Here is a 25,132-nt window from a genome sequence, read left to right on the forward strand (position 1 = left end):
CCCCCGATGGCGCTCCTGCAGATTTCCGAACCCGGCCAGTCCCTCGACCCCCATCAACGCCGCGTGGCCGTGGGCATCGACCTCGGCACCACCCATTCGCTGGTGGCGGCGGTGCGGCACGGCGTGGCGGAGTGCCTGCCCGACGAGCAGGGCCGCGTGATCCTGCCCAGCGTCGTGCGCTACCTCGAGGCCTCGGCCAGCGGCTCGGGGCGGCAGATCGGCTTCGACGCGCTGGCGGCCCAGATCGATGACCCGGCCAATACCATCAGCTCGGTCAAGCGCCTCATGGGGCGCCGGCGCGAGCAGGTGGTCGACGTCGACAAGCTCGCCTATACCGTGGTCGAGCAGGACGGCATGGCGCAGATCGACACCGTGGCGGGTCGCAAGACCCCGATGGAGGTGAGCGCCGAGATCCTGGCCACGCTGCGGCACCGCGCCGAAGACAGCTTCGCCGACGACCTGTTCGGCGCCGTCATCACCGTGCCCGCCTACTTCGACGACGCGCAGCGCCAGGCCACCAAGGACGCGGCCAGGCTCGCCGGCATCGAGGTGCTGCGCCTCATCAACGAGCCCACGGCCGCGGCCATTGCCTACGGGCTGGACCACGGCGCCGAGGGCGTCTACGCGGTGTACGACCTGGGCGGCGGCACCTTCGACATTTCCATCCTGCGCCTCACGCGCGGCGTGTTCGAGGTCCTGGCCACGGGTGGCGACTCGGCGCTCGGCGGCGACGACTACGACCAGGCGCTGGCGGCCTGGGTGCTGCAACAGCAGGGCATCGCCGCCGAGTCGCTCGACGCCTCGGCCCGCGCGGCGCTGCACAAGGAAGCGCGCCGCGTGAAGGAAGCCTTGTCGGCCACCCCGCAATCGGACTTCCGCGCTGCCTTGGGTGGCCGCACGGTGGAGCAGGTGGTGCGCGTGACCGACTTCGAAGCCTGCACCGAGGCCCTCACGGCGCGCACCATGGCCGCCGTGCGCAAGGCCTTGCGCGACGCGCGCATTGCCAAGGACGAAGTCAAAGGCGTGGTGATGGTGGGCGGCTCCACGCGCATGCCCGTCATCCGCCGCGTGGTGGGCGAATTCTTCGGCACCGATCCGCTCGTCGATCTCAACCCCGACGAGGTCGTCGCGCTGGGCGCGGCGGTCCAGGCCAATGCCCTGGCCGGCAACAGCAAGGACGGCGACCTGCTGCTGCTCGACGTGATCCCGCTCTCGCTGGGCATCGAGACCATGGGCGGACTGGTCGAGCGCATCGTGCCGCGCAACAGCAGCATCCCCACCGCGCGCGCGCAGGACTTCACCACCTACCAGGACGGCCAGACCGCCCTCGCGCTGCACGTGGTGCAGGGCGAGCGCGACCTGGTGGCCGACTGCCGCAGCCTCGCGCGCTTCACGCTGCGTGGCATCCCGCCCATGGCAGCCGGCGCGGCGCGCATCCGCGTCACCTTCACGGTGGATGCCGATGGCCTGCTGTCCGTGGGGGCGAAGGAGCTCACCTCGGGCGTCGAGGCCAACATCGACGTCAAACCGTCCTACGGTCTGAGCGACGAACAGATCGCCAGCATGCTGCAGGACAGCTTCTCCACCGCGCAGCAGGACATGCAGGCGCGCGCGCTGGTCGAGGCTCGCGTGGACGCGGACCGCCTGCTGCTGGCCACCCGCTCCGCGCTGGCGGTCGACGGCGACCTGTTGACCGCGGATGAACGCGCCTCGGTCGATGCGCTCATGGCCGCTTTGCGCACCGCCGCGGCGGGCGAGGACGCCGCGGCCATCGAAGCCGCGAGCGAGGCCCTGGCCAAGGGCACCGAGCACTTCGCCGCCGAGCGCATGAACCGTGGCATCCAGCAGGCGCTGTCCGGCAAGAAGATCGAAGAAGTCTGAAGAAATTACCGTTCGGGCTGAGCTTGTCGAAGCCCCTCCGCACCATGCCCACGATCAAGATCCTTCCGCACACCGAATACGCGCCCGAGGGGAAAACCATCGAAGCGCCGGCCGGCACCTCGATTTGCGAGGCCCTGCTCGAGAACGGCGTGAACATCGAGCACGCCTGCGACATGACCTGCGCCTGCACCACCTGCCACGTCATCGTGCGCGAGGGCTACAACAGCCTGAACGAAGCCGACGAAGACGAGGAGGATTTGCTCGACCGCGCCTGGGGCCTGGAGCCGCAGTCGCGCCTGTCCTGCCAGGCCATCCTGGCGCAGAAGGACGTGACCATCGAGATTCCGAAGTACACGATCAACCACGCCAAAGAGAATCACTGATGCGCCAGATCATTCTCGACACCGAGACCACCGGCCTGTCGGCGGAGAACGGCGACCGCATCATCGAGATCGGTTGCGTCGAACTGATCAACCGCAAGTTCACCGGCAACAACCTGCACCACTACGTCAACCCCGAGCGCGACAGCCACGAGGACGCGCTCAAGGTGCACGGCATCAGCAACGACTTCCTCCGCGACAAGCCCAAGTTCGCGGCCATCGCCGAGGAGCTGGTCGAGTACCTGCGCGGCGCCGAGATCATCATCCACAACGCGCCCTTCGACGTCGCCTTCCTCAACATGGAGTTCCGGCGCCTGGGCCTGCCGCTGGTGAAGGACATCGTCGCCAGTGTGCTCGACACCCTGGTGATGGCCAAGGAGATGTACCCGGGCAAGCGCAACGGTCTGGACGCCCTGTGCGACCGCCTCGGCGTGGACAACTCCGGCCGCACCCTGCACGGCGCCTTGCTCGACGCCGAGCTGCTGGCCGACGTCTACATCAACATGACGCGCGGCCAGGACGCGCTGCTCATCGAGGTGAGCGACTCGACAGGCGAGGGCGGTGTGGTGGAGGCGATCGATCTGAGCCGCCTCGACCTGCCTGTGCTGCTGGCCAACGAGCAGGAGGCGCAGGCCCATCAGACCGTGCTGGCCGAGCTCGACAAATCCAGCAAGGGCAAGACGGTGTGGCGCCGGCTGGAGGCCGCTGCGTCTGCCTGAAAAGAGAGCTCGAAAAAACTGGCTATAATGCGAGGCTTCCGTCAGCGGTGACAAACCACCGCCGCTGAACGGGCGGTTAGCTCAGTGGTAGAGCACTGCCTTCACACGGCAGGGGTCGCAGGTTCGAACCCTGCACCGCCCACCAGGAACCCATTCCAGCCAAAGGCCTTGCGAGCAATCGCAAGGCCTTTTGGTTTTGGAGATCGGTGTTCGAGGGGCTCGTCACACGGGTATGGCCAAGGACGCCGCGCCAACCTGCCATGGCTGTTCGGAGGAGGCGCGGGCGTCCCTGCGTGCTTTCAGGTGCTTGTTGGCCAGATGCTCCACGCAGTCAGCGGCCAACTGCCTGGAATCATCGAACCGCGCTTGCAGGGTGGCGAACATCCTGGAGTGTTCGTGAGCGTCGTGCGTGCTGACCGAATCGCGCAGTGACTGGTACTGCACGATCGTCTCCTTCATCAGATGAACGAGGTAAGCGTCCTCGTCGGCGTGGCCGTCCGGGACATCGATCTGGCCTTGCGCGTTTCGAGGCAAGGTATCGCGCCACATCGATACGAGGTTCCCGATCTGGATGGCCTTCTCATTCGGCTTCTTGTCGAAGTACTTGAGCCACTGTCGGGGCGTGCGGATCCCGCCACCGGCGAGCAGTTGCTGGCCCGCCTCAAGGCGCTTCTGCTGGCGGCCGGATTTTTGCGCCATGCCGAGTTTCCGGATTGCCTCCTCGAATTGTGAAACCCCGATAGGCGGGCGGTCGGGGAACGCCGCTGCATCCGGGGTTCCTTGCAGGGCAGCGTCTTCCCAATCCAGCAGGACGGACAGCAGGCCCTGCGGCACCGGTCGGTCCTGAAGTTCGGCGAGATGCGTGAGCGCAACGCCGTGGCCAATGAGTGCGTTGCGCAGATTGGCCACCGCCTCGCGCATGAAGCGCGCGTTCTGCGGGTTCTGTCGAGCCCATTGCTTGATGGCCTCAGGCGATCCGTCTTGCTGGGCGATCAGTTGCACCAGCGCTTGGTGTTCGGGTGACGCGGCCAGGTCGTTCAGGACGTCGACCGCGTGCTCGAGTTGATCGTCTGTGGCCTCTTGGGCTGGATAGGCGGGCAGGCGGTCGGCGTCATAGACCTTGGCGGCGAACAGGGGGGCCAAGGTGGTGAGTGCCACGTGGCCTTGCTGTTTCGCACCCTCCAGCAGGGGGCCGTTGTGAAGCAGGAAGTTGCTTCGGTTGTCCGACAGCCCGAGGGGTTTGCTCATCTGCACGGCGAAGGGCTTGTTGCCTGGGGCGACCTCGGGACCGATGGGCGCGTTGGTGTATTCGTCGCTCAGCGCCATGCAGAGGAGGTGTTCGTTGTTGTTCAGCAGCGGGCCCACGTCGATGTAGGGGCGCAGCGTGTCCGGGGCATGGCGCCACAGGTCGCTGACGATGCCTTTCGCGGTGTCGCTGTCGCAGGTGAACAGCCCGCGCACATCGCCCATCTGGTTCTTCACCCACAACGCGGCGGCCTGGCGGCGCTTGGCCTCGTGCTTGTCCTCTTTCGCCTTCTTCTTGAGTTTGCTCAGGTGGAGGTAGTACGCGCCCACCCCGATGGCGGTCACGCTGGCGGCCACCCCGAAGCCGATGCCCATGGTCGTAACGCCGAGGACGACGCCGACGATCGTCGCCGCAGCAAGGACCACCACCGAGGGTATGGCCACATAACGCAGTCCGGCCCCCTTCTGTTCCTTCTTGTCCGCCAGCTTCTTCAGCCGCATGGCCTGCTTGTACTCGCGCAGTGAGGCCGCGATCAGGTTGCGGGCGATGCTTTTGCCGAGGCGGGTCTGCGGGTCGTTCTGCTGGGCGGGCGGCAGGTCGTCGAAATGGGCTTGCATGGCCCGACCCAGGGCGAGTTTGTCCAGGATTTTCGTGAGACTGGCGTCGGCCGCGCGCCGCTCGCGGAACGCGTCCTCCAGGTCCAGCCTGGCGCTGCGCATCCAGAAGGGGGACAAGAGAATGGTGACCGCCGGCGCGACGATGCCCGTGGCGGCAGCGCCAAGGATCGTCCCGATGAACGTGACCAGCGTCGCGGCGATGTCGGGCGGCAGGCGGATGTCGACCAGACTCTCGTCGCGTTGGAGTTTGACTCGCCTGTGCCCCAGGTGTTCGGGGTTTCGCAGCACACGCGGGTATTTCTTCTGCTTGGCGATGCGTTCGAGTCGCTCGATGTCTCCTTCCACCGCTTCCCGTTCAGCTTCCGCGAGATCGGGGAGTTTGGCCTTCAATGCCTGCAAGGCCTTGCGACGCTCGTACTTGCCGGTGCCCATGTGGGATGTGCGCTCATTGAGCTGAATGAGCTTGGCCTCATGTTGCTTGTAGCGCTCGTCGTTCGGACCGACCTTGATCATCTCGACGTGGGCGTCGTTGGCCTGCAGTTCCAGCGTGCGCCGCTTGTCCCGCAGCTCGGCTTCGGCTGGGGCAAGGTACCCCTCCGGTCCTTTCAGAATCTCGTCCAACATCGCGATCATTTCTTTCGCGGCATCCAGAAGGGCCTTGCCTTCCTCGAGCTTGCCTTCCTGGGACAGGTTCTTGGCCAGGATCACGCGGTCGTCCATGGCTTTGCTGCGCAGAGCCAGGGCCTTCTCGTATTCGGCTTTGGACAGCCGCCGGCTGCCACTGGCCTCGAAGCGGTCGTAGATGTTGCTGACCCATACCCCCAGGGAAGTCAAGCTGGCCCAGGCACCGACGGTCGCCGCAGCCACCAATGGAGTCACCACAGTCGCAGCCGCGGCGCTGGTGCCTTCAACGGTCAGGCTGAGGCCCCAGGCGCCCAGGCCGAGCTGCTTCTTCTGGTCGGTGAACTCCTTGCGGTGGGGCACGACGTTCTTCAACTCCGCCGCGGTGCAGCCGATGGGGACCTGCGTGTTCACGGTGAGGGGTTTGCTGGAAGGCTGTTCACCGTGACCGTGGATTGAGGGCGCCTCGGGTTCGCACAGAGGTGCGCCTTCGCGCTTGTGAAGCGGAGGCAGTTGCTGACGTGAGTGGTCGTCAGCGAGTTGCTCTCGGGTGCGCTTGTTGTTCAGACCCGCCAGATCGCTGGTGAGCCGAATGGTCGCCTTCCGTCGCGGCTGGTCTTCCGGCAGGGTCTTGTCACCATGTCCGTGAGCCGTGTTTCGAGGCGTCGACACCCCAAGTTCCTTCTCGAGGCGGTGGCCCGGCGATGGCGGCACCAGCGAGGTCCGTCGAGGCGTTTCGATTCCCATGGGTGCTCTCTCCTCTTGAAACGAATGGGCGCGGCTTACACGGCCAGGCTTCCCTGCCCAGCGGTGGGTGCTTGTTCGGCGCGATAGGCCTGCAGCAGGGCGTCTGCCATGATCAGCGTCCAGGCCTCGTTGACCTGCTCCGCTGTCTCCATGAGCTGTTCTTCCACCTCCGGCGCCTCCATGCCCGGTTCAAGGGCCAACTGGGCGCAGGCGACGAGGGCACCGTCGGGGGCGAGGGCAAACTGCAGCCCGTCGCTGGCGTAGGGATGGGAGAAGGACCAGCGCAGGAGTTCTTCGCAGATCCAGGGAGCGACTTCGTGCTCCAGCACGGGCTCGATCAGCACGTCGACCCGGATGACATCGGCCTGTGGCGTGGGGGACAAGGCCATCCAGGCGTCGCCCACCTGCAGGGCGAGTGGCTCCACCTGGTGCATGGCCTGGGCGGCCTGCGCCTCGTGCCCGCTGTTCCAGCGCCAATGCTGCAGCCACGTGAACAGATCGGGCTCATCCATGACGACTCCATCATTCACAACAATGGTGCATGGGTGGCGGAGTTATCACCCCATGTTCCTGCGTCATGGAAGCCAAAAGGTTGATGGGGCGCGATCGGTCGCGATCGGCGCTGGCCGGAGGCGTCTGCCGCCTTGGCGTGATCGGGCGAACCCTTATGCCGTGGGGTCAGGGGGCGAGGGGCGCAGGCACAGCAGGCCCAGCCATGCGCTGGCCACCAGCGCGCCCGACACCCACAGCGCCTGCGCGCCCCAGCGCTCCACCAGCGCGCCGAACAGCAGCGGAGCGAAGGCCTGGGCCACACGCGACGGTGCGACGATCCAGCCCTGGCGGCGGCCATAACCCACGGGGCCGTAGTAGGCCAGCGGCAGCGTGCCCTTGGCGATGGTGAGGATGCCGTTGCCCAGGCCGTGCAGCACGGCGAACACGGGTGCCGCCGCCACGCCGACCGCCATCCACACCAGCACGCCCACGGGATGCATCGAGGCCGCCACGCGCGCGGAGACGAGCGGGTGAAAGCGCCTGAGCCCCCCGAACTCGAGCAGGCGGCCCGCCACCTGCGCCGGCCCCACCAGCGCCCCCACCGCCAGTGCGCCCGCCAGCGACAGCCCGCTGGCCATGAGCAGGGATGGCAGGTGCGCCGCCAGAGCGGTGCTCACGAACCAGGTGGCGGCGAACACGTAGGCCAGCACCCATGCCACGTGGCGCGGCGCGCGCGGCGCGTTGCGGGTGGCTGGGCCTTCATGCGTTTGCGGCGGTGGCAGGGCCGCGGCGCGCGGCAGGCCGACGTTGAGCGGCAGCCCCAGCAGCAGGTGCAGTGCCGCCCAGCCCAGGCAGGCGCCGCGCCAGCCGACGTGCGCCTCCATCCAGCCCGACAGGGGCCAACCCACGGTGCTGGCCAATCCCGCCAGCAGGGTGATGCCCGTGATGGCGTCGCGCGCGGCATTGCCCTGCAGGCGCACCAGCGCCGCGAAGGCCGCCTCGTACAGGCCGCCGCCCATGGCCACGCCGATCAGGAGCCAGCCCGCGAACAGCGAGACGGGCCCATGGGCGAGCGAGAGCATGCCCAGGCCGCTGGCGAAGACGAGGCTGGTGGCCGCCAGCACGGGGCGTCCGCCGAAGCGGTCGATGGCGCGGCCGGCGAAGGGGCCGATGAAGGCCGAGATCAGCAGCGCCATGGAAAACGCCATCCAGACCGAACCCACCGGCACGCCGGTGCCCTCGGCCATCGGCCGGGCCAGGATGGCGGGCAGGTAGTAGCTGGAGGCCCACGCCAGGGTCTGGGCCGTGCCCAGGCGCAACACGAGGTGCGTGTTGCCGGCCATGACTCACACGATGTCGAGCACGTGAAAGCCGAAGCGGCCCTGCCGGCGGTCGGCGAAGTAGCACTGCAGCGTCTCACGCACGGTGCGAAAGGCAATCTCGTCCCAGGGCACCTCGTCCTCGCGGAACAGGCGGGCCTCGATGGTCTCGTGGCCGGGGTTGAAGCGCTCGCTGAGCAGGCGCGCGCGGTAGAACAGGTGCACCTGGCCCACGCGCGGCACGTTCATCAGGGTGAAGAGTTCACCCAGTTCGATGTGGGCGCCGGCCTCTTCGTCGGTTTCGCGCAGCGCGCCCTCGGCGGTGGTTTCGCCAAGCTCCATGAAGCCGGCGGGCAGGGTCCATTTGCCCCAGCGCGGCTCGATGTTGCGCTTGCACAGCAGCACCTGCTCGCCGTCGGCGCCCCACACGGGCACGGTGCCCACCACGTTGAGCGGGTTGTCGTAGTGCACCGTGCCGCAGGCGGGGCAGACCGCGCGTTCGCGCGTGTCGCCATCGTCGGGCAGGCGCATCTGCACGGCGGTGCCGCAGTTGCGGCAGAACTTGGCGGGCGGACGCAGCATCGGGGCAGTGTAGCGAGGTGGTTTGACGGCGAAAAAAAGGCCGGGATGTCCCGGCCTTGTGAGGCAAAAGGCGATCAGGCCTTTTTGCCGTGTTTTTCGATCAGCGCCTTGGCGGTCTCGAACAGCTTCTTGCCGTCGAAGCCGCGCTTGTCCATCTCCTGCATCCATTCCACTTCCACCAGGCGGGCCTTGCGGCGGAATTCCTGCGCGTCGGCGGCCGAGATGGTGTGGATGGTGTTGCCCTGGTCCACAGCGGCCTTGCGGCCCGCGGCGTCGCCCGCCTGCTGGGTCTTGCCCAGCCAGCCCGAGGTCTCCAGGCCGGAGTTCTTGTCGATGATGGCCTTGAGGTCGGGCGCCAGGGTGTTGTACTTGGCCTTGTTCATGCCCATCACGAAGGTGGTGGTGTACAGGGCGCCGCCGGCGGGTTCGAACTCGCTGTGGAACTTGGTGAGCTCGTGCACCTTCACCGAAGGCACCACCTCCCAGGGGATCACGCAGCCATCGATCACGCCCTTGGACAGCGAATCGGGGATCTGCGGCAGGGGCATGCCCACGGGCGTGGCGCCCAGCAGGCCCAGCATCTTGGTGATCTGGCGGGTGGGGCCGCGCACCTTGGAGCCGCGCAGGTCGTCGGCCGTCTTGATGAGCTTGCTGCGCATGTGGAACATGCCGGGGCCGTGCACCTGCAGGGCGATGGGCTGGATCTCGCGGAACTCGTCCTTGGCGACGGTCTGCACGTATTCCCAGTAGGCCTTGGAGGTGGCCTCGGCGTTGTTCATCATGAACGGGAGCTCGAACACCTCGATGCGCGGGAAGCGGCCCGGGGTGTTGCCCGGCAGGGTCCAGACGATGTCGGCCACGCCGTCGCGAGCCTGGTCGTACAACTGCACGGGCGAGCCGCCGAGCTGCATGGCGGGGTAGGCCTCGAACTTGATGCGGCCGCCCGAGTCTTTCTCGACCTTGTCCATCCAGGCCTTGTGCATGTTGAGCCACACGTTGGACTGCGGCGCCATGAAGGTGTGGAACTTGAGCGTGACGCTTTGCTGTGCGAAGCCGGTGAGGGCCGGGGCGCCGAGGGCAATGGCTGCACCAGACTGGAGCAGGGTTCTGCGCTGGATCATGGGATGGGTCTCCGGGGTTGATGAACTTGGTTCAAGCTTAAACCGTGGGTGTGCCCCTGTATCAGAGGTCAAACCCCAAGATCGGCGGTTTTCAGGCGATCTTGACCGTGATCGGCACGAGGCCGTCGACGCCACCGTGCAGGGTGTCGCCGCTGATCACGGCGTTCACGCCCTCGGGCGTGCCGGTGTAGATGAGGTCGCCCGGCTGCAGTTCCCAGGCGGCCGAGAGATGTTCGATGGTTTCGGCGAGGTTCCAGATCAGCTTGGCGACGTTGCTGCGCTGGCGGTCGGCGCCGTTGACCTGCAGCCAGATGGCGGCGTTGGCCACGTCGCCGGCCTGGTCGGCGGGGGTGATGGGGCCGATGGGCGCCGACTGGTCGTAAGCCTTGCCGATGCACCAGGGGCGGCCCTGCTTCTTCATTTCGCCTTGCAGGTCGCGGCGGGTCATGTCCAGGCCCACGGCGTAGCCGAAGACGTGCTTGAGCGCATCGGCGGCCTTGATGTTCTTGCCACCGGTGCCGATGGCGGCCACGAGCTCGATCTCATGGTGCAGGTTCTTGGTGAGGGACGGGTAGGGGACGCTGGCCGTCTGGCCGGCGTCGGCCACCACGATGGCGTCGGCCGGCTTGAGGAAGAAGAAGGGCGGCTCGCGGCCGGTGAAGCCCATCTCCTTGGCGTGTTCCTCGTAGTTGCGGCCCACGCAGTAGATGCGATGGACCGGGAAGCGTTCGGCGCGCCCGACCACGGGCACGGAGACGGTGGGGGGCGGGGTGATGACGTATTCGTTCATGACCCCGGAGTGTGCCACCTCAGTACTGGGTGGCCGGCAGTTTCACCACCAGGCCGTCCAGCTCGGGCGTGAGCACGATCTGGCAGGACAGGCGGCTTTCGGGTTGCACCGGCGCGGCCGCGAAATCGAGCATGTCGCTTTCGTCGGCGATCGGCGCGGGCAGCTTGTCGGCCCAGGCGGCGTCCACGTACACGTGGCAGGTGGCGCAGGTGAGGGTGCCGCCGCAGTCGGCGGCAATGCCGCTGACGCCGGCGTCCACGGCGGCCTTCATCAGGCTGTCGCCGGGTTTGCCGCTGACCTCGGTTTCGCTCTGGTCGGCGTTGATGAGTCGGATCTTGATCATGGGTCGTGGGGGCTCAGTAGCGCGAGAAGTACTCGCGGCGGTCGAAATCGGTCTTATCCTCGGCGGCGGCGTGGCGATCCAGCTCGCTCTGCTTGATGCGGCAGAAGTGGTTCACCACCACCTCGCCCAGGCCCTTGACCATGGCCGCGTCGGCGCGCAGCGCGGCCAGGGCGTCGCCCAGGTTGTTGGGAATGCGCTGGCTGCCTTCGGCATACGGCGCCTCGGTGCCCTGGGGCGCGGCCAGCTTCTGGTCCACACCGTCCAGGCCGGCGTGGATCTGCGCGGCCATGCACACATAGGGGTTGGCCGCGGGCTCGCCCAGGCGGTTCTCGATGCGCGTGGCGCCGTCGCCCGCGCCGCCCACCACGCGCAGCATGGCGCCGCGGTTGTCTCGGCCCCACAGGATGGCCTGCGGCGCCAGCGCGTTGGGGCGGAAGCGGCCGAAGCCGTTGACGGTGGGCGTGCACAGCGGCGTGAGCGCCGGCGCGTGCGCCAGCAGGCCGGCCAGCCAGCCCGCGCCCAGCTCGCTGAGCGTGTGCGTGGCGTCGCGCGGGTCGGTGCCTGGCGCGGGCGCGTCGCGCATGAAGGCGTTGCGGCCACCGTCCAACGCCACCACCGACTGGTGCAGGTGCCAGCCGCTGGACATGATCCCCGGGAAGGGCGGGCGGCACATGAAGGTGGCGTGGTAGCCCTCGCGGCGCAGCGCCTGGCGCACGCCGTTGCGCAGCAGCACCATCTGGTCGGCGGCGGTCAGCGCGTCGGTGGCGTCGAACACGGCCTCCACCTGGCTGGGCCCCAGTTCGATTTCCAGCGACTGCAGCGGCAGCCCCAGGCCCAGCGCGGTGCGCTCGACGATGCGCAGCGCGTCGTCGGCCATGTCGGTCATGGCCTCGCCGTGCAACTGGTAGCCGGGGTGCACCATCTGCACCGATGGCGGCAGGCCGGGCCAGGCCGCGAGTTCGGGGTCGAGCTGCGGCGTGGCGTCGGTGAGGCGGTAGATGTGGAACTCGACCTCCAGCCCGGTGGTGAAGCCCAGGCCGCGTTGCGCCAGGCGGCCCAGCGCGGACTGCAGCACGCGCCGGCTGTCGAAGGCCACGGGCGTGCCGTCCTCATGCCAGGGCTGCGCGCGCAGCCAGGCGGTGCCGGGCGACCAGGGCAGCTCGATGAAGCTCTCCGGGTCGGGCAGCAGCAGCAGGTTGGACGCGCCCGCGAAGCCGGGCAGGTCGGCCGTGCCGCCGGGCTCGAACACCTTCCAGGCCGTGCGGTCGGCGGTGTCTTTCAGCATCAGCGTGCCCACCATGCCCACGCCCTGGCGCAGGGCGCGCACGGCGGCGTGCGGCATCAGCGTCTTGCCGCGCAGCAGGCCGTGGGCGTCGCACCAGCCCACGCGCACGCGCTCGATGCCGCGCTCGGCGATGAGCCGCTCCAGCCGCTGGCAGGCGGCTTCGCGTTCGGGGGTGTGCAGTCCGCAGCGTTCGGCGAAACTCATTTGGCGCCCGCCAAGGCCGCGTCCTTCGCGCTCCAGGGCGAGCGTTCGCGGCGGTCGTCCACCGCCTTGCGCCACCAGGCGTCCCAGTCGCCCGTGGGGGCGAAGCCGTCGATGGTGTCGGGGCCGTGGATGCCCTCGTGCTGGGTCACATCGGCGATGCCGGGGGCCGTGCCGCCTTGCTCCACCGTGTCGATGGCCTGCTGCAGCGCGCGGCGGTGGGCCATGATGACCTTGTCGCTGGTGCCCAGGTGCTCGCGGGTGCGGTCCTGGATGGCGCCCATGCTCTCGCAGGCCCACTGGTCGTGCACGTTGATGTCGTCCTCGCCCATGCCCAGGTAGGTGCGCTCCACCTGCTCCTGCGCGTTGAAGCCCCAGTTGTTGTGGCGGCCCATCTTGGGTTGGAAGAAGGGCAGGGTCACCGCGTCCAGGCGCGGCTTGCGCATGGCTTCCTTGTCCACGGGCTTGTCGAAGCTGGTGAAGAAGGCGTACCAGTAGTTGTGCGTGTCGTCCACGGGCACGTGCATCTGCGTGATCGTCATGGTCTCCGACAGCGGGATCACGAAGGTCTGCGGGAACACGGCGTTGGTGACCCGCACGTGGGTCAGCTCGTCGTTCAGGCGGCGCAGCGCGATGAGCTGGGTGCCCCAGGGCTTGGGCTCGTGCAGGATCTCGGGCTGGCCGAACTCGCGCATCACGCGCGTCATGGGCCAGCGCTCGCCGGCCACCTCGCCGGCGCTGGCGCCGCGGAACTGCTTGCCGTAGGCGTCATCGAGCGAGCCGTCGTTGAAGAAGCGGTGCAGGTAGGAGGCGTGCGCCGGGTCGATGCCCACCTCCAGCGACTGCAGCCAGTTGCAGTTCCACAGGCCCTTGAAGGCGAACACGTGCGTGCCGGGAGCGCTGAAGCAGTCCAGCGCGGGCAGGGGCGGGGGCTCCACGCCCTCGGGGCCAAACCAGCCGAACAGCACGCCGCTGCGCTCGATCAAGGGGTAGCTCTTCTGCGTCACGCGCTTGCACAGGGTGCTGCCGGCGGGCTCGGCGGGCGTCTCCAGGCAGCGGCCATCGACGTCGAACTTCCAGCCATGGAAGGGGCAGCGCAGGCCGTCGCCTTCGTTGCGGCCGAAGGCCAGGTCGGCGCCGCGGTGCGGACAATCGCGGTCGAGCAGTCCGAAGCGGCCTTCGCTGTTCTTGAACAGCACGAAGTTCTGACCCAGGACGCGCACGGGCTTGACCGGGCGCACCGCCATGGCCGGGTCGATGGCAGGATCGAACTCGTCCACCAGGGCCACGGGCTGCCAGTAGCGACGCAGCAGATTGCCACCGGGCGTGCCGGGGCCGACTTGTGTAAGGCGTTGATTCAGTTCAGCTTTCATGGGGTTCTGGTGGTTTGGGGTTAAAACGGTATCCCGTTTGACGAATGCAGTGTACAGTTTCGATCATGAGCTTGCAAGAAACCGTTTTGATGCAATTGCGCGACTGGATCCTGTCGGGCCAGTTCGAACCCGGCCAGCGCCTGGCCGAACAGCAACTGGCCGAGCGCCTGGGCGCCTCGCGCACGCCGGTGCGCGCCGCGCTGGTGACGCTGGAGCAGGAAGGCCTGGTCGAGGCGAACGAGACCGGCAAGTACCTGGTGCGCCAGTTCACCGCGCAGGAAGTGGTGGACGCGATCGCCGTGCGCGGGCACCTGGAGGGCATGGCCGCGCGGCTGGTGGCCGAGCACGGTATACCGCGGGCACTGCAGAACGATCTGCAGGCCGTGCTGGACGAAGGCGACCGCTTGCTGGCGGACAACCCGCTCACGCTGGAGAGCTACGCGGCCTACGCGCGCATGAACGACCGCTTCCACGAACTCATCCTGCAGGCCTGCGGCAACCGCGCGCTGCAGCGGGCCGTGGCGGTGAACGACAAGCTGCCGTTCGCGCCGGCCTCTGCCATGCTTCCCATGCAGGGCACGGTCGCGATGGACCGCGACTGGATGCTCTACGCGCACCGCCAGCACCACATGCTGTTCGAGGCGCTCAAACGCGGCGAGGGCGCGCGCGCGCAGGCGCTGGCGATCGAGCACACGCAGGTGGCGCAGATGAACATGCGCCTGGCGCTGGAGCGGCGCAGCGAGAGCGAGCAGGTGATGCCGTTGATGAAGCTCGTCGTGGGCTGAGGCGGCACGGCGCCACAGCGGTATCCGCATTTGCTTGGCCGCACAGGTCATAAGCCCTTTCGGGCAGTGGCTTCAGAATGGGCGCGTCGGCGGCGTTGATGCCGCCACCGTTCCACTGGAGCCTTTCTTCATGACCACCCTGTTCGAACCCACCACCGCCGGCGACATCGCCCTCAGGAACCGCGTCGTGATGGCGCCGCTGACGCGCAACCGCGCGCCCAACGCCGTGCCCACGCCGCTGATGGCCACCTACTACCGCCAGCGCGCCAGCGCCGGCCTGCTGATCACCGAGGCCACCGCCATCAGCCACCAGGGCCAGGGCTACGCCGACGTGCCGGGCCTGTACGCGCCCGAGCAGATCGCGGGCTGGAAGCGCGTGACCGATGCCGTGCACCAGGCCGGCGGCAAGATCGTCACGCAGCTGTGGCACGTGGGCCGCGTCTCGCACACCGAGCTGCAGCCGGGCAAGGGCGCGCCCGTCGCGCCCTCGGCCGTGACGGCCAAGACCAAGACCGTGCTCATCGTCGATGGCGTGCCGACCTTCGTGGAGACCTCCGAGCCGCGCGCGCTTCGCGCCGACGAACTGCCCGGCATCGTCGAGGACTACCGCCGGGCCGCGCTCGCGGCCGTCGAGGCCGGCTTTGACGGTGTGGAGATCCACGCGGCCAACGGTTACCTGCTCGACCAGTTCCTCAAGACCGGCGCCAACCAGCGCACCGACTCCTATGGCGGCACCATCGAGAACCGTGCCCGCCTGCTGCTGGAGGTGGTGCGCGCGGTGATCGGCGCCATTGGCGCGGGCCGCACCGGCATCCGCCTCTCGCCCGTCACGCCGGCCAATGACATCGTCGACGCCGACCCGCAGCCGCTCTTCGAGTACGTGGTGCGCCAGCTCGGCCCGCTGGGCCTGGCCTACGTGCACGTGATCGAAGGCGCCACCGGCGGCCCGCGCCAGCTCGATGACCGGCCCTTCGACTACGCCGCGCTGCGCCAGGCCTGGCGCGACGCGGGTGGCCAGGGCGCCTGGATGGTCAACAACGGCTACGACCTCGCACTGGCCGAGCAATCGGTGAAAGACGGCGCCGACCTCGTGGCCTTCGGCAAGCCCTTCATCGCCAACCCGGACCTGGTGGCACGCCTGCGCCAGGGCGGCCCCTTCAACCCGCCCGACAAGGCCACCTTCTACGGCGGCGGTGAGAAGGGCTACACCGACTACCCGGTCCTGGCCGGCGCCTGAGGCCGGCCGCCGGACGGGATCAGCGAAGGTCCGGGCGCGCCAGCACGGCCTGTTTCAGCTGCTCCGACAGCTGCGAGGCCGCGCGCCGCCCGGCCAGACCAAAGTCGCTCTTGAATTCCGCGAACTCGGCTGTGCCCTTGGCCTGCACCTTCAGTGGCGCCAGCGGCTGACCCGCCGCGTCCGCGACCGAGCAGTTCAGCTCGATGCCGAATTCCGTGGGCGGCCAGGTGAAGATCGACGGCGAGGACGAGGTTGTGACGATGCTGGGTGTGTAGACGATGCTGGCCCCCAGTTCGTTGATCGCCTTGGCGTCGTTGGCTGCGGAGACCACGAAGACATCGCTGTAGACGGCGCGCAGCGCGTCGCGGATGGACTTTTCCAGGTCGCGGTAGGGAAAGTAGCTGATCTTGTCGCCGCCACCGCCGGGCGTGACGACCTCGCGCGCGCGGTCCGCATCGGTCATGACATAGGCCGCCTTGCGCGCACTCAGGCCGGCTTCGTTGCGCACCGGGGTCTCGAGCGGGCCGATGCCGATGGGATGGGCGCAGGCAGCCATCAATGCCGCAAAGGCCAGCGCGGCCGTCAATCGCGCGATTCGAACGACATGCATGAAGCGCTCCTGAAAGATCAAGGTTGCAGGGCGGCCTGGAAGGCCGGGTCGGTATAGACGTTGCGCAACAGCGCGCGCACCAGGGCGGGGTACTCCGCCTGAGCGCGTGGCACGGCCACGTTGGCGGCCAAGTGGCTGGGGAAACTCGTGCTGGCTTCGTAGGTCTTGTCCAGTCGCGTCTGGCCGGCGCGCGTGACGACCAGGCGCACGCGCATGAAGCCGGTGCCGGTGGAGAAGCCCGAGACGTCGAAGTCGTTCTTGAGCAGCGTGGCATCCAGCCGCGTGGACGCGTTCGGGTCCAGGCGGCGCAGCTCGGTGAGGTCGGTGCGCAGGGCGGACTCAAGATAGGCTGCAAAGCCACTGCCCTGCGGCGCGAAGGGCGCGCCACGCAGCGTCAGGCGGTTGACCGGGTGGTCCGGGTCGCGTGGCTCGACCGTTCCGAGGGCCACGGGCGCCAGGCCCTGGACCTTGAGACGGTCCAGGCTCGGGTAGTCCGGGCTGTAGGCCGGCACGGCGAAAGTGGCGCAGCCCGCCACCAGCGCAGCGGCCAGACAGGTCGCCTGCGCACGTACATTGCTCATGTTCTCCTCCACCCGCTGTCGAGAGCGGGCAATATGCTAGCGCAGAGCGGCGGGACATCTGGGTATGCTTCTGCCCCATGAAGCTCTACAACTACTTCCGCTCTTCGGCCTCGTTTCGCGTGCGCATCGCGCTCAACCTCAAGGGCCTGCCCTATGAGTACGTGCCGGTGCACATCGCCCGCGGCGAGCACAAGCAGGCGGCCTGGGCCGGCCAGTTGCCCGAAGGCCTGGTGCCCTCGCTGGAGCTGGACGATGGCACGCTGCTGACGCAGTCCATGGCCATCATCGAGTACCTCGACGAGACACAGTCCGGCCCCAGGCTGCTGCCCGCCGACGCGCTGGGTCGCGCCCGTGTGCGCGCGCTGTCGCAGATCGTGGCCTGTGAGATCCACCCGATCAACAACCTGCGCGTGCTCAAGTACCTCGTCCACGAACTGAAGGTGGAGGAAGAGCCCAAGAACACCTGGTACCGCCACTGGGTGCGCACGGGGCTCGAGGCCTTCGAGAAGCAACTCGCCGCCGCTCCGGCGGGGCGCTTCTGCCACGGCGACGCGCCCACGCTGGCCGACTGCTGCCTGGTGCCGCAGATCTTCAACGGCCAGCGCTTCAAGGTTGACTTCAGCGGCCTGCCGCGCACCATGGCCGCGTTCGAGGCCTGCATGGCGCTCGACGCCTTCCAGCAGGCGCAGCCCTCGGCCTGCCCCGACGCCGAGGCCTGATGGCCGACAGCGCCATCGCCCTCTCTCAGCCCATCGTTCCCGATTGGCCGGTGCCCGCCGGCGTGCGCGCGCTGTGCACCACACGCACGGGCGGCGTGTCGGCGCCGCCCTTCGACAGCCTCAACCTCGGTGACCACGTGCGCGACGACCCCGTCGCCGTGGCCTCCAACCGCGCTCGCCTGACCGCGCTCACCGCGCCCGCGCGCCCCGTGTTCCTGCGCCAGGTGCACGGCACCGGCGTGGTGGTGCTCAAGGCCGACACGCCCGACGGCACCGAAGCCGACGCTGCCGTGGTCCACACGCCCGGCGTGGCCGCCACCATCATGGTGGCCGACTGCCTGCCCGTGCTGTTCGCGCACGCCAGCGGACGCGCGGTGGCCGCCGCGCACGCGGGCTGGCGTGGCTTGCACGCCGGTGTGCTCGAGGCCACGCTGCAACGCCTGCGCGATGTGGCCGGCCCGGGCGAAGTGTCCGCCTGGCTGGGTCCTGCGATCGGGCCCACGGCATTCGAAGTGGGCGAGGAGGTGTGGGAGGCCTTCGTGACCGCCGACCGCGCGGCCGTCGAGCACTTTCGGCCCCACGCCACGCGCGGCAAGTGGTGGGCCGACCTGCCCGGGCTCGCCCGCCAGCGCCTGACGGCGGCCGGACTGCGCTCGGTGCACGGCAACGACGGCAGCGCCGCCTGGTGCACCGTCAGCGAGGCCTCACGGTTCTTTTCGCACCGGCGCGACGCCGCCCGGTTCGGCAGCACCGGGCGCTTTGCCGCCTGCGTCTGGCTGGGCTGAGGCAGGCGGTCCGTCGGGCGCGCTGGCCGCCACACGTGCCGCGTCCTCGGCCGCTTCGCGCGCCTTGATCGCGCGGCGCCGCTGCGGCGCGCGCATCACGTAAACCACGATGCCGACGGGCAGGATGCCGTAAAGAAAAAAGGTCACAATGCCCCCGAGCACCGTGCCGGTCGTGTTCGTGGCTTCGGCCACCGACATCATCAGGACGACGTACATCCAGCCGATCACGATCAGGTACACGGCTTGCTTTCTGGTTGAGCTGCGTCAAGCCATCACCGGGCCGCGCAGGGATACTGGAACTCTCATGGAGACAAGGGCCGACACTGTAGGCCTTGCGTGATAGCTGAGGAGACTGGCATGGCATCGGGCAACAAGAACGACACGACCGACTGGGCCCAAGCGGCGCAACAGTTCCAGCAGAACCTGGTGCAGCAGTGGACGCAACTGGCGCAGAACTTCCCCGGCGTGGCGGGGCAGGCGGTGCCCACGCCCGACGCCTGGTCCGCGTTCCAGGCCTTCATGCCGCCCGCGCAAGGCGCCGCGCCCATGGGCATGCCCGCCCTGAACGAGCTGTTCCAGCAGGCCGCCGGCACCCCGGCCTCGTTCGATCCGGCCACGCTGCTCGAGATCCAGCAGAACTACCTGAAGGAAGCCGCAGCGCTGTGGAACCAGGGCCTGTCCGCCCGGCCCGAGGGTGACCGCCGCTTCGCGTCCGACGCCTGGGCCGGCAACCCGGTGGCAGCCTTCACCGCGGCCACCTACCTGCTCAATGCGCGCACCCTCATGACCATGGCCGAGGCCGTGCAGGGCGACGCGAAGACCAAGGCCCGCGTGCGCTTCGCCGTGCAGCAGTGGATCGACGCCAGCGCGCCGAGCAACTTCCTGGCCTTCAACGCCGAGGCGCAGAAGAAGGCCATCGAGACCCAGGGCGAGAGCATTGCCAAGGGCGTGGCCAACCTGCTGCACGACATCCGGCAGGGCCACGTGTCCATGACGGATGAGAGCGTGTTCGAGGTGGGCAGGAACGTGGCCACCACCGAAGGCGCGGTGGTGTTCGAGAACGAACTGTTCCAGCTCATCGAATACAAGCCGCTCACGGCCAAGGTGTACGAGCGGCCCTTCCTGCTGGTGCCGCCCTGCATCAACAAGTTCTACATCCTCGACCTGCAGCCCGAGAACTCGCTCATCCGCTACGCGGTGGAGCAGGGCCACCGCACATTCGTGGTGAGCTGGCGCAACCCCGACGAGTCGCTCGCGCAAGCCACCTGGGACCAGTACATCGAGGACGCCGTCATCAAGGCCATCGATGTGGTGCGCGACATCAGCGGCGCCAAGGACATCAATGCCCTGGGCTTCTGCGTGGGCGGCACCATGCTGGGCACGGCGCTGGCCGTGCTGGCGGCGCGCGGGCAGCAGCCGGTGCACAGCGCCACCTTCCTCACCACGCTGCTCGACTTCTCCGACACCGGCATCCTCGATGTGTTCATCGACGAGAACTTCGTCAAGTTCCGCGAGATGCAGTTCAACGGCGGCGGCCTCATGCCCGGGCGCGACCTCGCCACCACCTTCAGCTTCCTGCGGCCCAACGACCTGGTGTGGAACTACGTGGTGGGCAACTACCTCAAGGGGGAAACCCCGCCGCCGTTCGACCTCTTGTACTGGAACTCCGACAGCACCAACCTGCCCGGGCCGTACTACGCCTGGTACCTGCGCCACATGTACCTGCAGAACGACCTGGTCAAGCCCGGCGAGGTGACCGTTTGCGGACAGAAGATCGACTTCCGCCAGGTCAAGCTGCCGGTCTACATCTACGGCTCGCGCGAGGACCACATCGTGCCCATCGGCGGGGCCTACGGCAGCACGCAATTGTTCCCGGGCAAGAAGCGCTTCGTCATGGGCGCCTCGGGCCACATCGCGGGCGTCATCAACCCCGCCAGCAAGGGCAAGCGCAGCCACTGGACCTCGTCGGGCACCAGCTTTCCCAAAGACGTGAAGGAGTGGATCGCCAAGGCCACCGAACACCCGGGCAGTTGGTGGGGCGACTGGGCCGCCTGGCTCAAGCCGCTGGCCGGCAAGCAGATTCCGGCGCCCAAGGCCTATGGCCGGGGCAAGACCTACGGCGCCATCGAGCCCGCGCCAGGCCGATACGTGAAGGCCAAGGCCTGACCAGACCCATCATTGAAACCTCAGGAGAAACCATGGAAGACATCGTCATCGTCGCCGCCGCCCGCACCGCCGTCGGCAAGTTCGGCGGCGCGCTCGCCAAGACGCCCGCCACCGAGCTCGGCGCCACCGTCATCAAGGCCTTGCTGGAGCGCACCGGCCTGCCCAACGACGCCATCGGCGAAGTGATCATGGGCCAGGTGCTGGCGGCCGGCGTGGGCCAGAACCCCGCACGCCAGGCCCTGATGAAGGCCGGCATCGCCAAGGAAACACCCGGGCTCACCATCAACGCGGTGTGCGGCTCCGGCCTCAAGGCCGTGATGCTCGCGGCCCAGGCCATCCAGACCGGTGACAGCGAAATCGTCATCGCGGGTGGCCAGGAGAACATGAGCGCCGCGCCGCACGTGCTCAACGGCAGCCGCGAGGGCCAGCGCATGGGCGACTGGAAGTTGACCGACACCATGATCGTCGACGGCCTGTGGGACGTCTACAACCAGTACCACATGGGCATCACCGCCGAAAACGTGGCCAAGGCGCACGGCATCACCCGCGAGATGCAGGATGCCCTGGCCCTGGGCAGCCAGCAGAAGGCCGCCGCCGCGCAGGACGCCGGCAAGTTCAAGGACGAGATCGTGGGCGTGGCCATTCCGCAGAAGAAGGGCGACCCGCTCGTGGTCGACGCCGACGAGTTCATCAACAAGAAAACCAGCGCCGAGGCCCTGGCCGGCCTGCGCCCCGCCTTCGACAAGGCGGGCACGGTGACTGCCGGCAATGCCAGCGGCATCAACGACGGCGCCGCCGCCGTGGTGGTGATGACCGCGAAGAAAGCCGCGTCGCTGGGCCTCAAGCCCCTGGCGCGCATCGCCGCCTACGGCACCAGCGGCCTGGACCCGGCCACCATGGGCATGGGCCCCGTGCCCGCCTCGAAGAAGGCCTTGGCGCGCGCGGGATGGAAAGCCGCCGACGTGGACCTGTTCGAACTCAACGAGGCCTTCGCGGCCCAGGCCTGCGCGGTGAACAAGGCGCTGGAGATCGACCCGGCGCGCGTGAACGTCAACGGGGGTGCCATCGCCATCGGGCACCCGATCGGTGCATCCGGCTGCCGCGTGTTGGTGACCTTGCTCCACGAGATGCAACGGCGCGACGCGAAGCGTGGGCTGGCCGCGCTGTGCATCGGTGGCGGCATGGGGGTTTCCCTCGCTGTGGAGCGCTGATCGGCCCGATAGCATGAAGGCATTCAACAACAACGTTTAGGAAGGTCAGACATGGCTCAAAAGGTCGCATACGTCACCGGCGGCATGGGGGGCATCGGCACCGCCATCTGTCAGCGCCTGCACAAGGAGGGCTTCAAGGTCATCGCCGGCTGCGGCCCCACGCGGGATTTCCAGAAATGGCTCGACGAGCAGAAGGCGCTGGGTTTCACGTTCTACGCCAGCGTGGGCAACGTGGCCGAATGGGACTCCACCGTCGCCGCGTTCTCCAAGGCCAAGGCCGACCACGGCTCCATCGACGTGCTGGTCAACAACGCGGGCATCACACGCGACCGCATGTTCCTCAAGATGACGCGCGAGGACTGGGACGCGGTCATCAGCACCAACCTCAACTCCATGTTCAACGTGACCAAGCAGGTCGTGCCCGACATGGTGGAAAAGGGCTGGGGGCGCATCATCAACATCACCTCGGTCAACGGCGAGAAGGGCCAGTTCGGCCAGACCAACTACTCGGCCGCCAAGGCCGGCATGCACGGCTTCACCATGGCGCTGGCGCAGGAACTGGCCAACAAGGGCGTGACGGTGAACACCGTGAGCCCGGGCTACATCGGCACCGACATGGTCAAGGCCATCCGCACGGACGTGCTCGACAAGATCGTGGCCACGGTGCCCGTGAAGCGCCTGGGCGAGCCGAGCGAGATCGCCTCCATCATCGCCTGGCTGGCGGGCGATGAGGCGGGCTACTCCACCGGGGCCGATTTCTCGGTCAACGGCGGGCTGCATATGGGTTGAGGCTTGCGGCTGCCCACCGGAGGCGGTAGAGTAAGGATTCCTTACTCTCCGCCTTTTTCATGCTCGCCAAGCTCACCTCCAAGAACCAGCTCACCTTGCCCAAGGCGGCCACCGAGGCCGTGGGCGCGACCGAGTATTTCGAGGTGGACGTGCGTGCGGGCCAGATCGTGCTGACGCCGGTGCGCCTGCAGCGCGCGGACGCCGTGCGCGCCAAGCTGAGCGAACTCGCCATCGACGCCAAGGACGTTGCCGATGCCGTGGCCTGGGCCCGCGGCGCCCCTGCGTCAGAGACTCTGCGCGTGGCCGAGCCCGACGGGCCGGCATACGCGGGCGCGGCGGCCCGTCCCCCCGCGGGCAAGAAGCGCAAGCCCCGCGCATGAGCGGCGCGCCACCGCGCGTGGTGCTCGACACCAACGTCGTCTTGTCCGCCCTGGTGTTTGGCGGCGGCATGGCCGGCATGTTGCGGCAGGCTTGGCAGCAGGGTGTGTTCACGCCTTTGGTGAGCACGGACACCGTGCGCGAACTCCTGCGTGTTCTGGTCTACCCGCGTTTTCGCCTGAGCGAGAGCGACCAGGAATCCTTGTTGGCGGACTACCTTCCGCATGCCGAGGCGGTGCGCGTGCCACAGCCGCCGCCGCGCGTGCCCGAGTGCCGCGACCCGGCGGATCTGCCGTTCCTCCATCTCGCCGTGGCGGGGCGCGCGCGCTGGCTGGTGTCGGGTGATGGCGATCTGCTGAGCCTGGCGCAGGCGTTTCGTCCACGCCCCGCCTGCCGCATCGTGACCGTGGCGGCATTCGGCCGGGACATGCGCCTGTCGGCGCATTGAATCAGCGCTTCGCGCCGGGGCGGTTGGCCATCAGCAGCTCGTACAGCCCCTGCGCCGCCGACGACAGCGCCCGGTCGGCGCGGCGCACCAGGAACACCTGGCGCTTGAGACCGGCCGAGACCACCGGCCGTGCGCGCAGGTCCTTGTGGTCGAAGTGAAAGAGCGTGAGTGAGGGCACGATGGAGATGCCCAGGCCCTCGCGCACCATGGCGGCCACCGAGCTGAGCTGCTCCAGCTCCAGCAGGGTCTGGAGCCGGTTCGGGTAGATCGCCGCCTCCACGTACTGGCGCACGCTGCTGGAGCGCGCGAGCTGGATGATGGGCCAGGCGCCGAGTTCGGACAGCTTGATCCGGCCCGTGTCGGCGGCCAGCGGGTGGTCCTTGCGGAAGACGGCGTGGAAGGCGTCGGCGCAGAAGCGCTCGGTGCGCAGCCCGCCGACGTTGGCGCGCGTCGAGGCCAGCGCGAAGTCGGCGTGCCCGGCCTGCACGCGCGCCACGCAACCATCGGACAACACGTCGGCCACGTCGAGTTCGATGCCGGGGTGCTCGCGGTGGAAGCGCGCCAGCAGCGGCGGCAGCCAGCCGGCGGCAAGCGAGGGCAGGGCCGCGATGGCCACGCGCCCGCGCCGCCGCGCCACGTGGTCGCGCACGTCGGACACCGCGTCCTCGGCGTCGCGCAGCAGGCGCAATGCGGCCTCCAGGAAAGCGGCGCCCTCGGTGGTGAGCTCCACCTGCCGCGTGGTGCGGTCGAACAGGCGTCCGCCCACGTGCTCCTCCAGCGAGCGGATGAGCGCCGAGAACGCCGGCTGCGACAGGTGACACAAGGCGGCGGCGCGCGTGAAGTGGCGCTGCTCGGCCAGCGCCACGAAGGCGCGCAGTTCGCGCGTCGACAGATTGAGTTGCATGGCCGATGAATGTATCGGTATTTGCGGGCGTTGCGGATCAGCGGCCGCCGGGGCAAGATGCCCCGGCCCCAGCCCCATCGATGCCATGCACACACTGCCCCTTCGGCTGAATCCCGGTGATGACCTGCGCGCCGCGCTGCAGGCAGCGGTGCGGGCGCGAGACCAGCGCGCCGCCTTCGTGATCGCCGGCATCGGCAGCCTCGTCGACGCCCGCCTGCGCCCGGCCGCGGCCGACGATGCGCTGGTGGTGCCCGGGCCGAGCGAGATCCTCACGCTCAGCGGATCGCTCGGTGCCGATCACGGCCACCTGCACATGAGCGTGGCCGACGCCCAAGGCCGGGTGTGGGGCGGCCACGTGTTGCCCGGTTGCCGGGTGCGCACGACGGCCGAGCTGCTGATCGCCCTGTTGCCGGATTGGGACTTTTCCCGTGAGGCCGACGCGGCCACGGGCTACCTGGAATTGGTGGCGCGGCCCCGCGACAGCGACCACTGAGCGATGTGCTCAAAGAAAAAGGGAGCCCACGGGCTCCCTTTCTTGTTGACCCGCCCGATCAGAGCGAATCGATGAAGCTGCGCAGCTTGTCGCTGCGGCTCGGGTGCCTGAGCTTGCGGAGCGCCTTGCTCTCGATCTGGCGGATGCGCTCGCGCGTCACGTCGAACTGCTTGCCCACTTCTTCCAGCGTGTGGTCGGTGGACATCTCGATACCGAAGCGCATGCGCAGCACCTTGGCCTCGCGCGGCGTGAGGCTGTCGAGGATTTCCTTCACCACCTCCCGCAGGCCGGCCTGCATGGCGGCCTCGA

26 protein-coding genes, 1 tRNA gene and 2 pseudogenes are annotated in these 25,132 nt (G+C 68.4%); 14 read left to right on the forward strand and 15 right to left on the reverse strand.

Going from position 1 to position 25,132, the window contains the following annotated elements:
• Window positions 1–6: 6 nt before the first annotated feature.
• The 4 genes from hscA to GTO19_RS09965 all read left to right on the forward strand — a co-directional run bounded on the left by hscA (window position 7) and on the right by GTO19_RS09965 (window position 3,125).
• Window positions 7–1,881, forward strand: a complete 1,875-nt coding sequence (gene hscA, locus GTO19_RS09950; RefSeq protein ID WP_291021511.1) for a Fe-S protein assembly chaperone HscA — start codon at window positions 7–9, stop codon at window positions 1,879–1,881.
• Window positions 1,882–1,925: 44 nt separating this feature from the next.
• A complete protein-coding gene (fdx, locus tag GTO19_RS09955; protein ID WP_291021593.1) occupies window positions 1,926–2,264 on the forward strand; it encodes an ISC system 2Fe-2S type ferredoxin in 339 nt (112 codons plus the stop codon).
• Window positions 2,264–2,980 (forward strand): DNA polymerase III subunit epsilon, encoded by a 717-nt coding sequence (dnaQ, locus tag GTO19_RS09960; protein ID WP_291021512.1) that lies wholly within the window; start codon window positions 2,264–2,266, stop codon window positions 2,978–2,980. The genes fdx and dnaQ overlap by 1 nt, the downstream gene beginning before the upstream one ends.
• 70 nt (window positions 2,981–3,050) lie before the next feature.
• Window positions 3,051–3,125: transfer RNA gene (locus GTO19_RS09965), tRNA-Val, on the forward strand.
• A 77-nt stretch (window positions 3,126–3,202) separates the two neighbouring features.
• On the opposite strand, the gene GTO19_RS09970 is transcribed toward GTO19_RS09965, so the two are convergent.
• The 9 genes from GTO19_RS09970 to GTO19_RS10010 form a co-directional block, all read right to left on the reverse strand.
• The gene (locus GTO19_RS09970; RefSeq protein ID WP_291021513.1) at window positions 3,203–6,211 is read right to left on the reverse strand and encodes a hypothetical protein; all 3,009 of its coding nucleotides are present in this window, start codon (window positions 6,209–6,211) and stop codon (window positions 3,203–3,205) included.
• A 35-nt stretch (window positions 6,212–6,246) separates the two neighbouring features.
• Window positions 6,247–6,723, reverse strand: a complete 477-nt coding sequence (locus tag GTO19_RS09975; protein WP_291021514.1) for a hypothetical protein — start codon at window positions 6,721–6,723, stop codon at window positions 6,247–6,249.
• 153 nt (window positions 6,724–6,876) lie between these two features.
• Window positions 6,877–8,046, reverse strand: a complete 1,170-nt coding sequence (locus GTO19_RS09980) for an MFS transporter (RefSeq protein WP_291021515.1) — start codon at window positions 8,044–8,046, stop codon at window positions 6,877–6,879.
• Window positions 8,047–8,049: 3 nt separating this feature from the next.
• Window positions 8,050–8,604, reverse strand: a complete 555-nt coding sequence (locus GTO19_RS09985; RefSeq protein ID WP_291021516.1) for an NUDIX hydrolase — start codon at window positions 8,602–8,604, stop codon at window positions 8,050–8,052.
• A gap of 74 nt (window positions 8,605–8,678) precedes the next feature.
• Window positions 8,679–9,725 (reverse strand): TRAP transporter substrate-binding protein, encoded by a 1,047-nt coding sequence (locus GTO19_RS09990; protein ID WP_291021517.1) that lies wholly within the window; start codon window positions 9,723–9,725, stop codon window positions 8,679–8,681.
• A 91-nt stretch (window positions 9,726–9,816) separates the two neighbouring features.
• Window positions 9,817–10,515 (reverse strand): fumarylacetoacetate hydrolase family protein, encoded by a 699-nt coding sequence (locus tag GTO19_RS09995; RefSeq protein ID WP_291021518.1) that lies wholly within the window; start codon window positions 10,513–10,515, stop codon window positions 9,817–9,819.
• A 19-nt stretch (window positions 10,516–10,534) separates the two neighbouring features.
• Window positions 10,535–10,858, reverse strand: coding sequence for a 2Fe-2S iron-sulfur cluster-binding protein (locus tag GTO19_RS10000; protein WP_009515258.1), 324 nt, complete (start codon window positions 10,856–10,858; stop codon window positions 10,535–10,537).
• Between the two features lie 13 nt (window positions 10,859–10,871).
• Window positions 10,872–12,347, reverse strand: a complete 1,476-nt coding sequence (locus tag GTO19_RS10005; RefSeq protein WP_291021519.1) for a glutamine synthetase family protein — start codon at window positions 12,345–12,347, stop codon at window positions 10,872–10,874.
• Window positions 12,344–13,717 carry a Rieske 2Fe-2S domain-containing protein gene (locus GTO19_RS10010; RefSeq protein WP_291021520.1) on the reverse strand — a complete coding sequence of 458 codons (1,374 nt, stop codon included), beginning with the start codon at window positions 13,715–13,717 and terminating at the stop codon, window positions 12,344–12,346. The genes GTO19_RS10005 and GTO19_RS10010 overlap by 4 nt, the downstream gene beginning before the upstream one ends.
• A 65-nt stretch (window positions 13,718–13,782) precedes the next feature.
• Between GTO19_RS10010 and GTO19_RS10015 the strand changes: the two genes are divergently transcribed.
• Window positions 13,783–14,502 carry a GntR family transcriptional regulator gene (locus GTO19_RS10015; RefSeq protein ID WP_291021521.1) on the forward strand — a complete coding sequence of 240 codons (720 nt, stop codon included), beginning with the start codon at window positions 13,783–13,785 and terminating at the stop codon, window positions 14,500–14,502.
• Window positions 14,503–14,632: 130 nt separating this feature from the next.
• The gene (locus GTO19_RS10020; RefSeq protein WP_291021522.1) at window positions 14,633–15,739 is read left to right on the forward strand and encodes an alkene reductase; all 1,107 of its coding nucleotides are present in this window, start codon (window positions 14,633–14,635) and stop codon (window positions 15,737–15,739) included.
• A 19-nt stretch (window positions 15,740–15,758) separates the two neighbouring features.
• On the opposite strand, the gene GTO19_RS10025 is transcribed toward GTO19_RS10020, so the two are convergent.
• A complete protein-coding gene (locus tag GTO19_RS10025) occupies window positions 15,759–16,349 on the reverse strand; it encodes a hypothetical protein (protein WP_291021523.1) in 591 nt (196 codons plus the stop codon).
• Window positions 16,350–16,366: 17 nt separating this feature from the next.
• Entirely contained in the window at window positions 16,367–16,930 is a 564-nt protein-coding gene (locus GTO19_RS10030) for a hypothetical protein (RefSeq protein WP_291021524.1), read from the reverse strand.
• Between the two features lie 77 nt (window positions 16,931–17,007).
• Here GTO19_RS10030 and maiA point away from each other — a divergent pair, with 77 nt between their 5' ends.
• Both maiA and pgeF read left to right on the forward strand, forming a co-directional pair.
• Window positions 17,008–17,649 carry a maleylacetoacetate isomerase gene (gene maiA / locus GTO19_RS10035; protein ID WP_291021525.1) on the forward strand — a complete coding sequence of 214 codons (642 nt, stop codon included), beginning with the start codon at window positions 17,008–17,010 and terminating at the stop codon, window positions 17,647–17,649.
• The gene (gene pgeF, locus GTO19_RS10040) at window positions 17,649–18,434 is read left to right on the forward strand and encodes a peptidoglycan editing factor PgeF (protein ID WP_291021526.1); all 786 of its coding nucleotides are present in this window, start codon (window positions 17,649–17,651) and stop codon (window positions 18,432–18,434) included. Before maiA ends, pgeF begins: the two co-directional genes overlap by 1 nt.
• On the opposite strand, the gene GTO19_RS10045 is transcribed toward pgeF, so the two are convergent.
• Window positions 18,354–18,674, reverse strand: coding sequence for a hypothetical protein (locus GTO19_RS10045; protein ID WP_291021527.1), 321 nt, complete (start codon window positions 18,672–18,674; stop codon window positions 18,354–18,356). The two genes, pgeF and GTO19_RS10045, sit on opposite strands and share 81 nt — an antisense overlap.
• A gap of 117 nt (window positions 18,675–18,791) precedes the next feature.
• On the opposite strand from GTO19_RS10045, the gene GTO19_RS10050 reads away from it, so the two are divergent.
• The 5 genes from GTO19_RS10050 to GTO19_RS10070 are packed head-to-tail and all read left to right on the forward strand — an operon-like array spanning window position 18,792 to window position 23,426.
• On the forward strand, window positions 18,792–20,600 hold the full coding sequence (locus GTO19_RS10050; RefSeq protein ID WP_291021528.1) for a class I poly(R)-hydroxyalkanoic acid synthase: 1,809 nt from the start codon (window positions 18,792–18,794) through the stop codon (window positions 20,598–20,600).
• 32 nt (window positions 20,601–20,632) lie between these two features.
• Window positions 20,633–21,811, forward strand: a complete 1,179-nt coding sequence (locus tag GTO19_RS10055) for an acetyl-CoA C-acetyltransferase (protein ID WP_291021529.1) — start codon at window positions 20,633–20,635, stop codon at window positions 21,809–21,811.
• A gap of 51 nt (window positions 21,812–21,862) precedes the next feature.
• Entirely contained in the window at window positions 21,863–22,600 is a 738-nt protein-coding gene (gene phbB, locus GTO19_RS10060) for an acetoacetyl-CoA reductase (RefSeq protein ID WP_291021530.1), read from the forward strand.
• A 59-nt stretch (window positions 22,601–22,659) separates the two neighbouring features.
• Window positions 22,660–22,980: an AbrB/MazE/SpoVT family DNA-binding domain-containing protein gene (locus GTO19_RS10065; RefSeq protein WP_291021531.1), complete on the forward strand. Its 321-nt coding sequence runs from the start codon at window positions 22,660–22,662 to the stop codon at window positions 22,978–22,980.
• A complete protein-coding gene (locus tag GTO19_RS10070) occupies window positions 22,977–23,426 on the forward strand; it encodes a putative toxin-antitoxin system toxin component, PIN family (protein ID WP_291025864.1) in 450 nt (149 codons plus the stop codon). The genes GTO19_RS10065 and GTO19_RS10070 overlap by 4 nt, the downstream gene beginning before the upstream one ends.
• Window position 23,427: 1 nt before the next feature.
• On the opposite strand, the gene GTO19_RS10075 is transcribed toward GTO19_RS10070, so the two are convergent.
• On the reverse strand, window positions 23,428–24,330 hold the full coding sequence (locus GTO19_RS10075) for a LysR family transcriptional regulator (RefSeq protein WP_291021533.1): 903 nt from the start codon (window positions 24,328–24,330) through the stop codon (window positions 23,428–23,430).
• An 85-nt stretch (window positions 24,331–24,415) separates the two neighbouring features.
• On the opposite strand from GTO19_RS10075, the gene GTO19_RS10080 reads away from it, so the two are divergent.
• Window positions 24,416–24,823, forward strand: a complete 408-nt coding sequence (locus tag GTO19_RS10080) for a PPC domain-containing DNA-binding protein (RefSeq protein WP_291021534.1) — start codon at window positions 24,416–24,418, stop codon at window positions 24,821–24,823.
• Between the two features lie 58 nt (window positions 24,824–24,881).
• On the opposite strand, the pseudogene GTO19_RS10085 reads toward GTO19_RS10080, so the two are convergent.
• Together GTO19_RS10085 and GTO19_RS22395 are read right to left on the reverse strand one after the other, a co-directional pair.
• Window positions 24,882–25,073: pseudogene (locus GTO19_RS10085) on the reverse strand (sigma factor-like helix-turn-helix DNA-binding protein); the annotation flags it as partial.
• A pseudogene (locus GTO19_RS22395) lies at window positions 25,039–25,132 on the reverse strand (hypothetical protein); the annotation flags it as partial. The pseudogenes GTO19_RS22395 and GTO19_RS10085, both read right to left, overlap by 35 nt.

This window comes from Hydrogenophaga sp., assembly GCF_011772445.1.
Lineage (GTDB): Bacteria > Pseudomonadota > Gammaproteobacteria > Burkholderiales > Burkholderiaceae_C > Hydrogenophaga.

Coding starts and splice junctions, on each gene's coding strand:
- hscA (WP_291021511.1), top strand. CDS start 7: ATGGCGCTCCTGCAGATTTCCGAACCCGGCCAGTCCCTCGACCCCCAT.
- fdx (WP_291021593.1), top strand. CDS start 1,926: ATGCCCACGATCAAGATCCTTCCGCACACCGAATACGCGCCCGAGGGG.
- dnaQ (WP_291021512.1), top strand. CDS start 2,264: ATGCGCCAGATCATTCTCGACACCGAGACCACCGGCCTGTCGGCGGAG.
- GTO19_RS09970 (WP_291021513.1), bottom strand. CDS start 6,211: ATGGGAATCGAAACGCCTCGACGGACCTCGCTGGTGCCGCCATCGCCG.
- GTO19_RS09975 (WP_291021514.1), bottom strand. CDS start 6,723: ATGGATGAGCCCGATCTGTTCACGTGGCTGCAGCATTGGCGCTGGAAC.
- GTO19_RS09980 (WP_291021515.1), bottom strand. CDS start 8,046: ATGGCCGGCAACACGCACCTCGTGTTGCGCCTGGGCACGGCCCAGACC.
- GTO19_RS09985 (WP_291021516.1), bottom strand. CDS start 8,604: ATGCTGCGTCCGCCCGCCAAGTTCTGCCGCAACTGCGGCACCGCCGTG.
- GTO19_RS09990 (WP_291021517.1), bottom strand. CDS start 9,725: ATGATCCAGCGCAGAACCCTGCTCCAGTCTGGTGCAGCCATTGCCCTC.
- GTO19_RS09995 (WP_291021518.1), bottom strand. CDS start 10,515: ATGAACGAATACGTCATCACCCCGCCCCCCACCGTCTCCGTGCCCGTG.
- GTO19_RS10000 (WP_009515258.1), bottom strand. CDS start 10,858: ATGATCAAGATCCGACTCATCAACGCCGACCAGAGCGAAACCGAGGTC.
- GTO19_RS10005 (WP_291021519.1), bottom strand. CDS start 12,347: ATGAGTTTCGCCGAACGCTGCGGACTGCACACCCCCGAACGCGAAGCC.
- GTO19_RS10010 (WP_291021520.1), bottom strand. CDS start 13,717: ATGAAAGCTGAACTGAATCAACGCCTTACACAAGTCGGCCCCGGCACG.
- GTO19_RS10015 (WP_291021521.1), top strand. CDS start 13,783: ATGAGCTTGCAAGAAACCGTTTTGATGCAATTGCGCGACTGGATCCTG.
- GTO19_RS10020 (WP_291021522.1), top strand. CDS start 14,633: ATGACCACCCTGTTCGAACCCACCACCGCCGGCGACATCGCCCTCAGG.
- GTO19_RS10025 (WP_291021523.1), bottom strand. CDS start 16,349: ATGCATGTCGTTCGAATCGCGCGATTGACGGCCGCGCTGGCCTTTGCG.
- GTO19_RS10030 (WP_291021524.1), bottom strand. CDS start 16,930: ATGAGCAATGTACGTGCGCAGGCGACCTGTCTGGCCGCTGCGCTGGTG.
- maiA (WP_291021525.1), top strand. CDS start 17,008: ATGAAGCTCTACAACTACTTCCGCTCTTCGGCCTCGTTTCGCGTGCGC.
- pgeF (WP_291021526.1), top strand. CDS start 17,649: ATGGCCGACAGCGCCATCGCCCTCTCTCAGCCCATCGTTCCCGATTGG.
- GTO19_RS10050 (WP_291021528.1), top strand. CDS start 18,792: ATGGCATCGGGCAACAAGAACGACACGACCGACTGGGCCCAAGCGGCG.
- GTO19_RS10055 (WP_291021529.1), top strand. CDS start 20,633: ATGGAAGACATCGTCATCGTCGCCGCCGCCCGCACCGCCGTCGGCAAG.
- phbB (WP_291021530.1), top strand. CDS start 21,863: ATGGCTCAAAAGGTCGCATACGTCACCGGCGGCATGGGGGGCATCGGC.
- GTO19_RS10065 (WP_291021531.1), top strand. CDS start 22,660: ATGCTCGCCAAGCTCACCTCCAAGAACCAGCTCACCTTGCCCAAGGCG.
- GTO19_RS10070 (WP_291025864.1), top strand. CDS start 22,977: ATGAGCGGCGCGCCACCGCGCGTGGTGCTCGACACCAACGTCGTCTTG.
- GTO19_RS10075 (WP_291021533.1), bottom strand. CDS start 24,330: ATGCAACTCAATCTGTCGACGCGCGAACTGCGCGCCTTCGTGGCGCTG.
- GTO19_RS10080 (WP_291021534.1), top strand. CDS start 24,416: ATGCACACACTGCCCCTTCGGCTGAATCCCGGTGATGACCTGCGCGCC.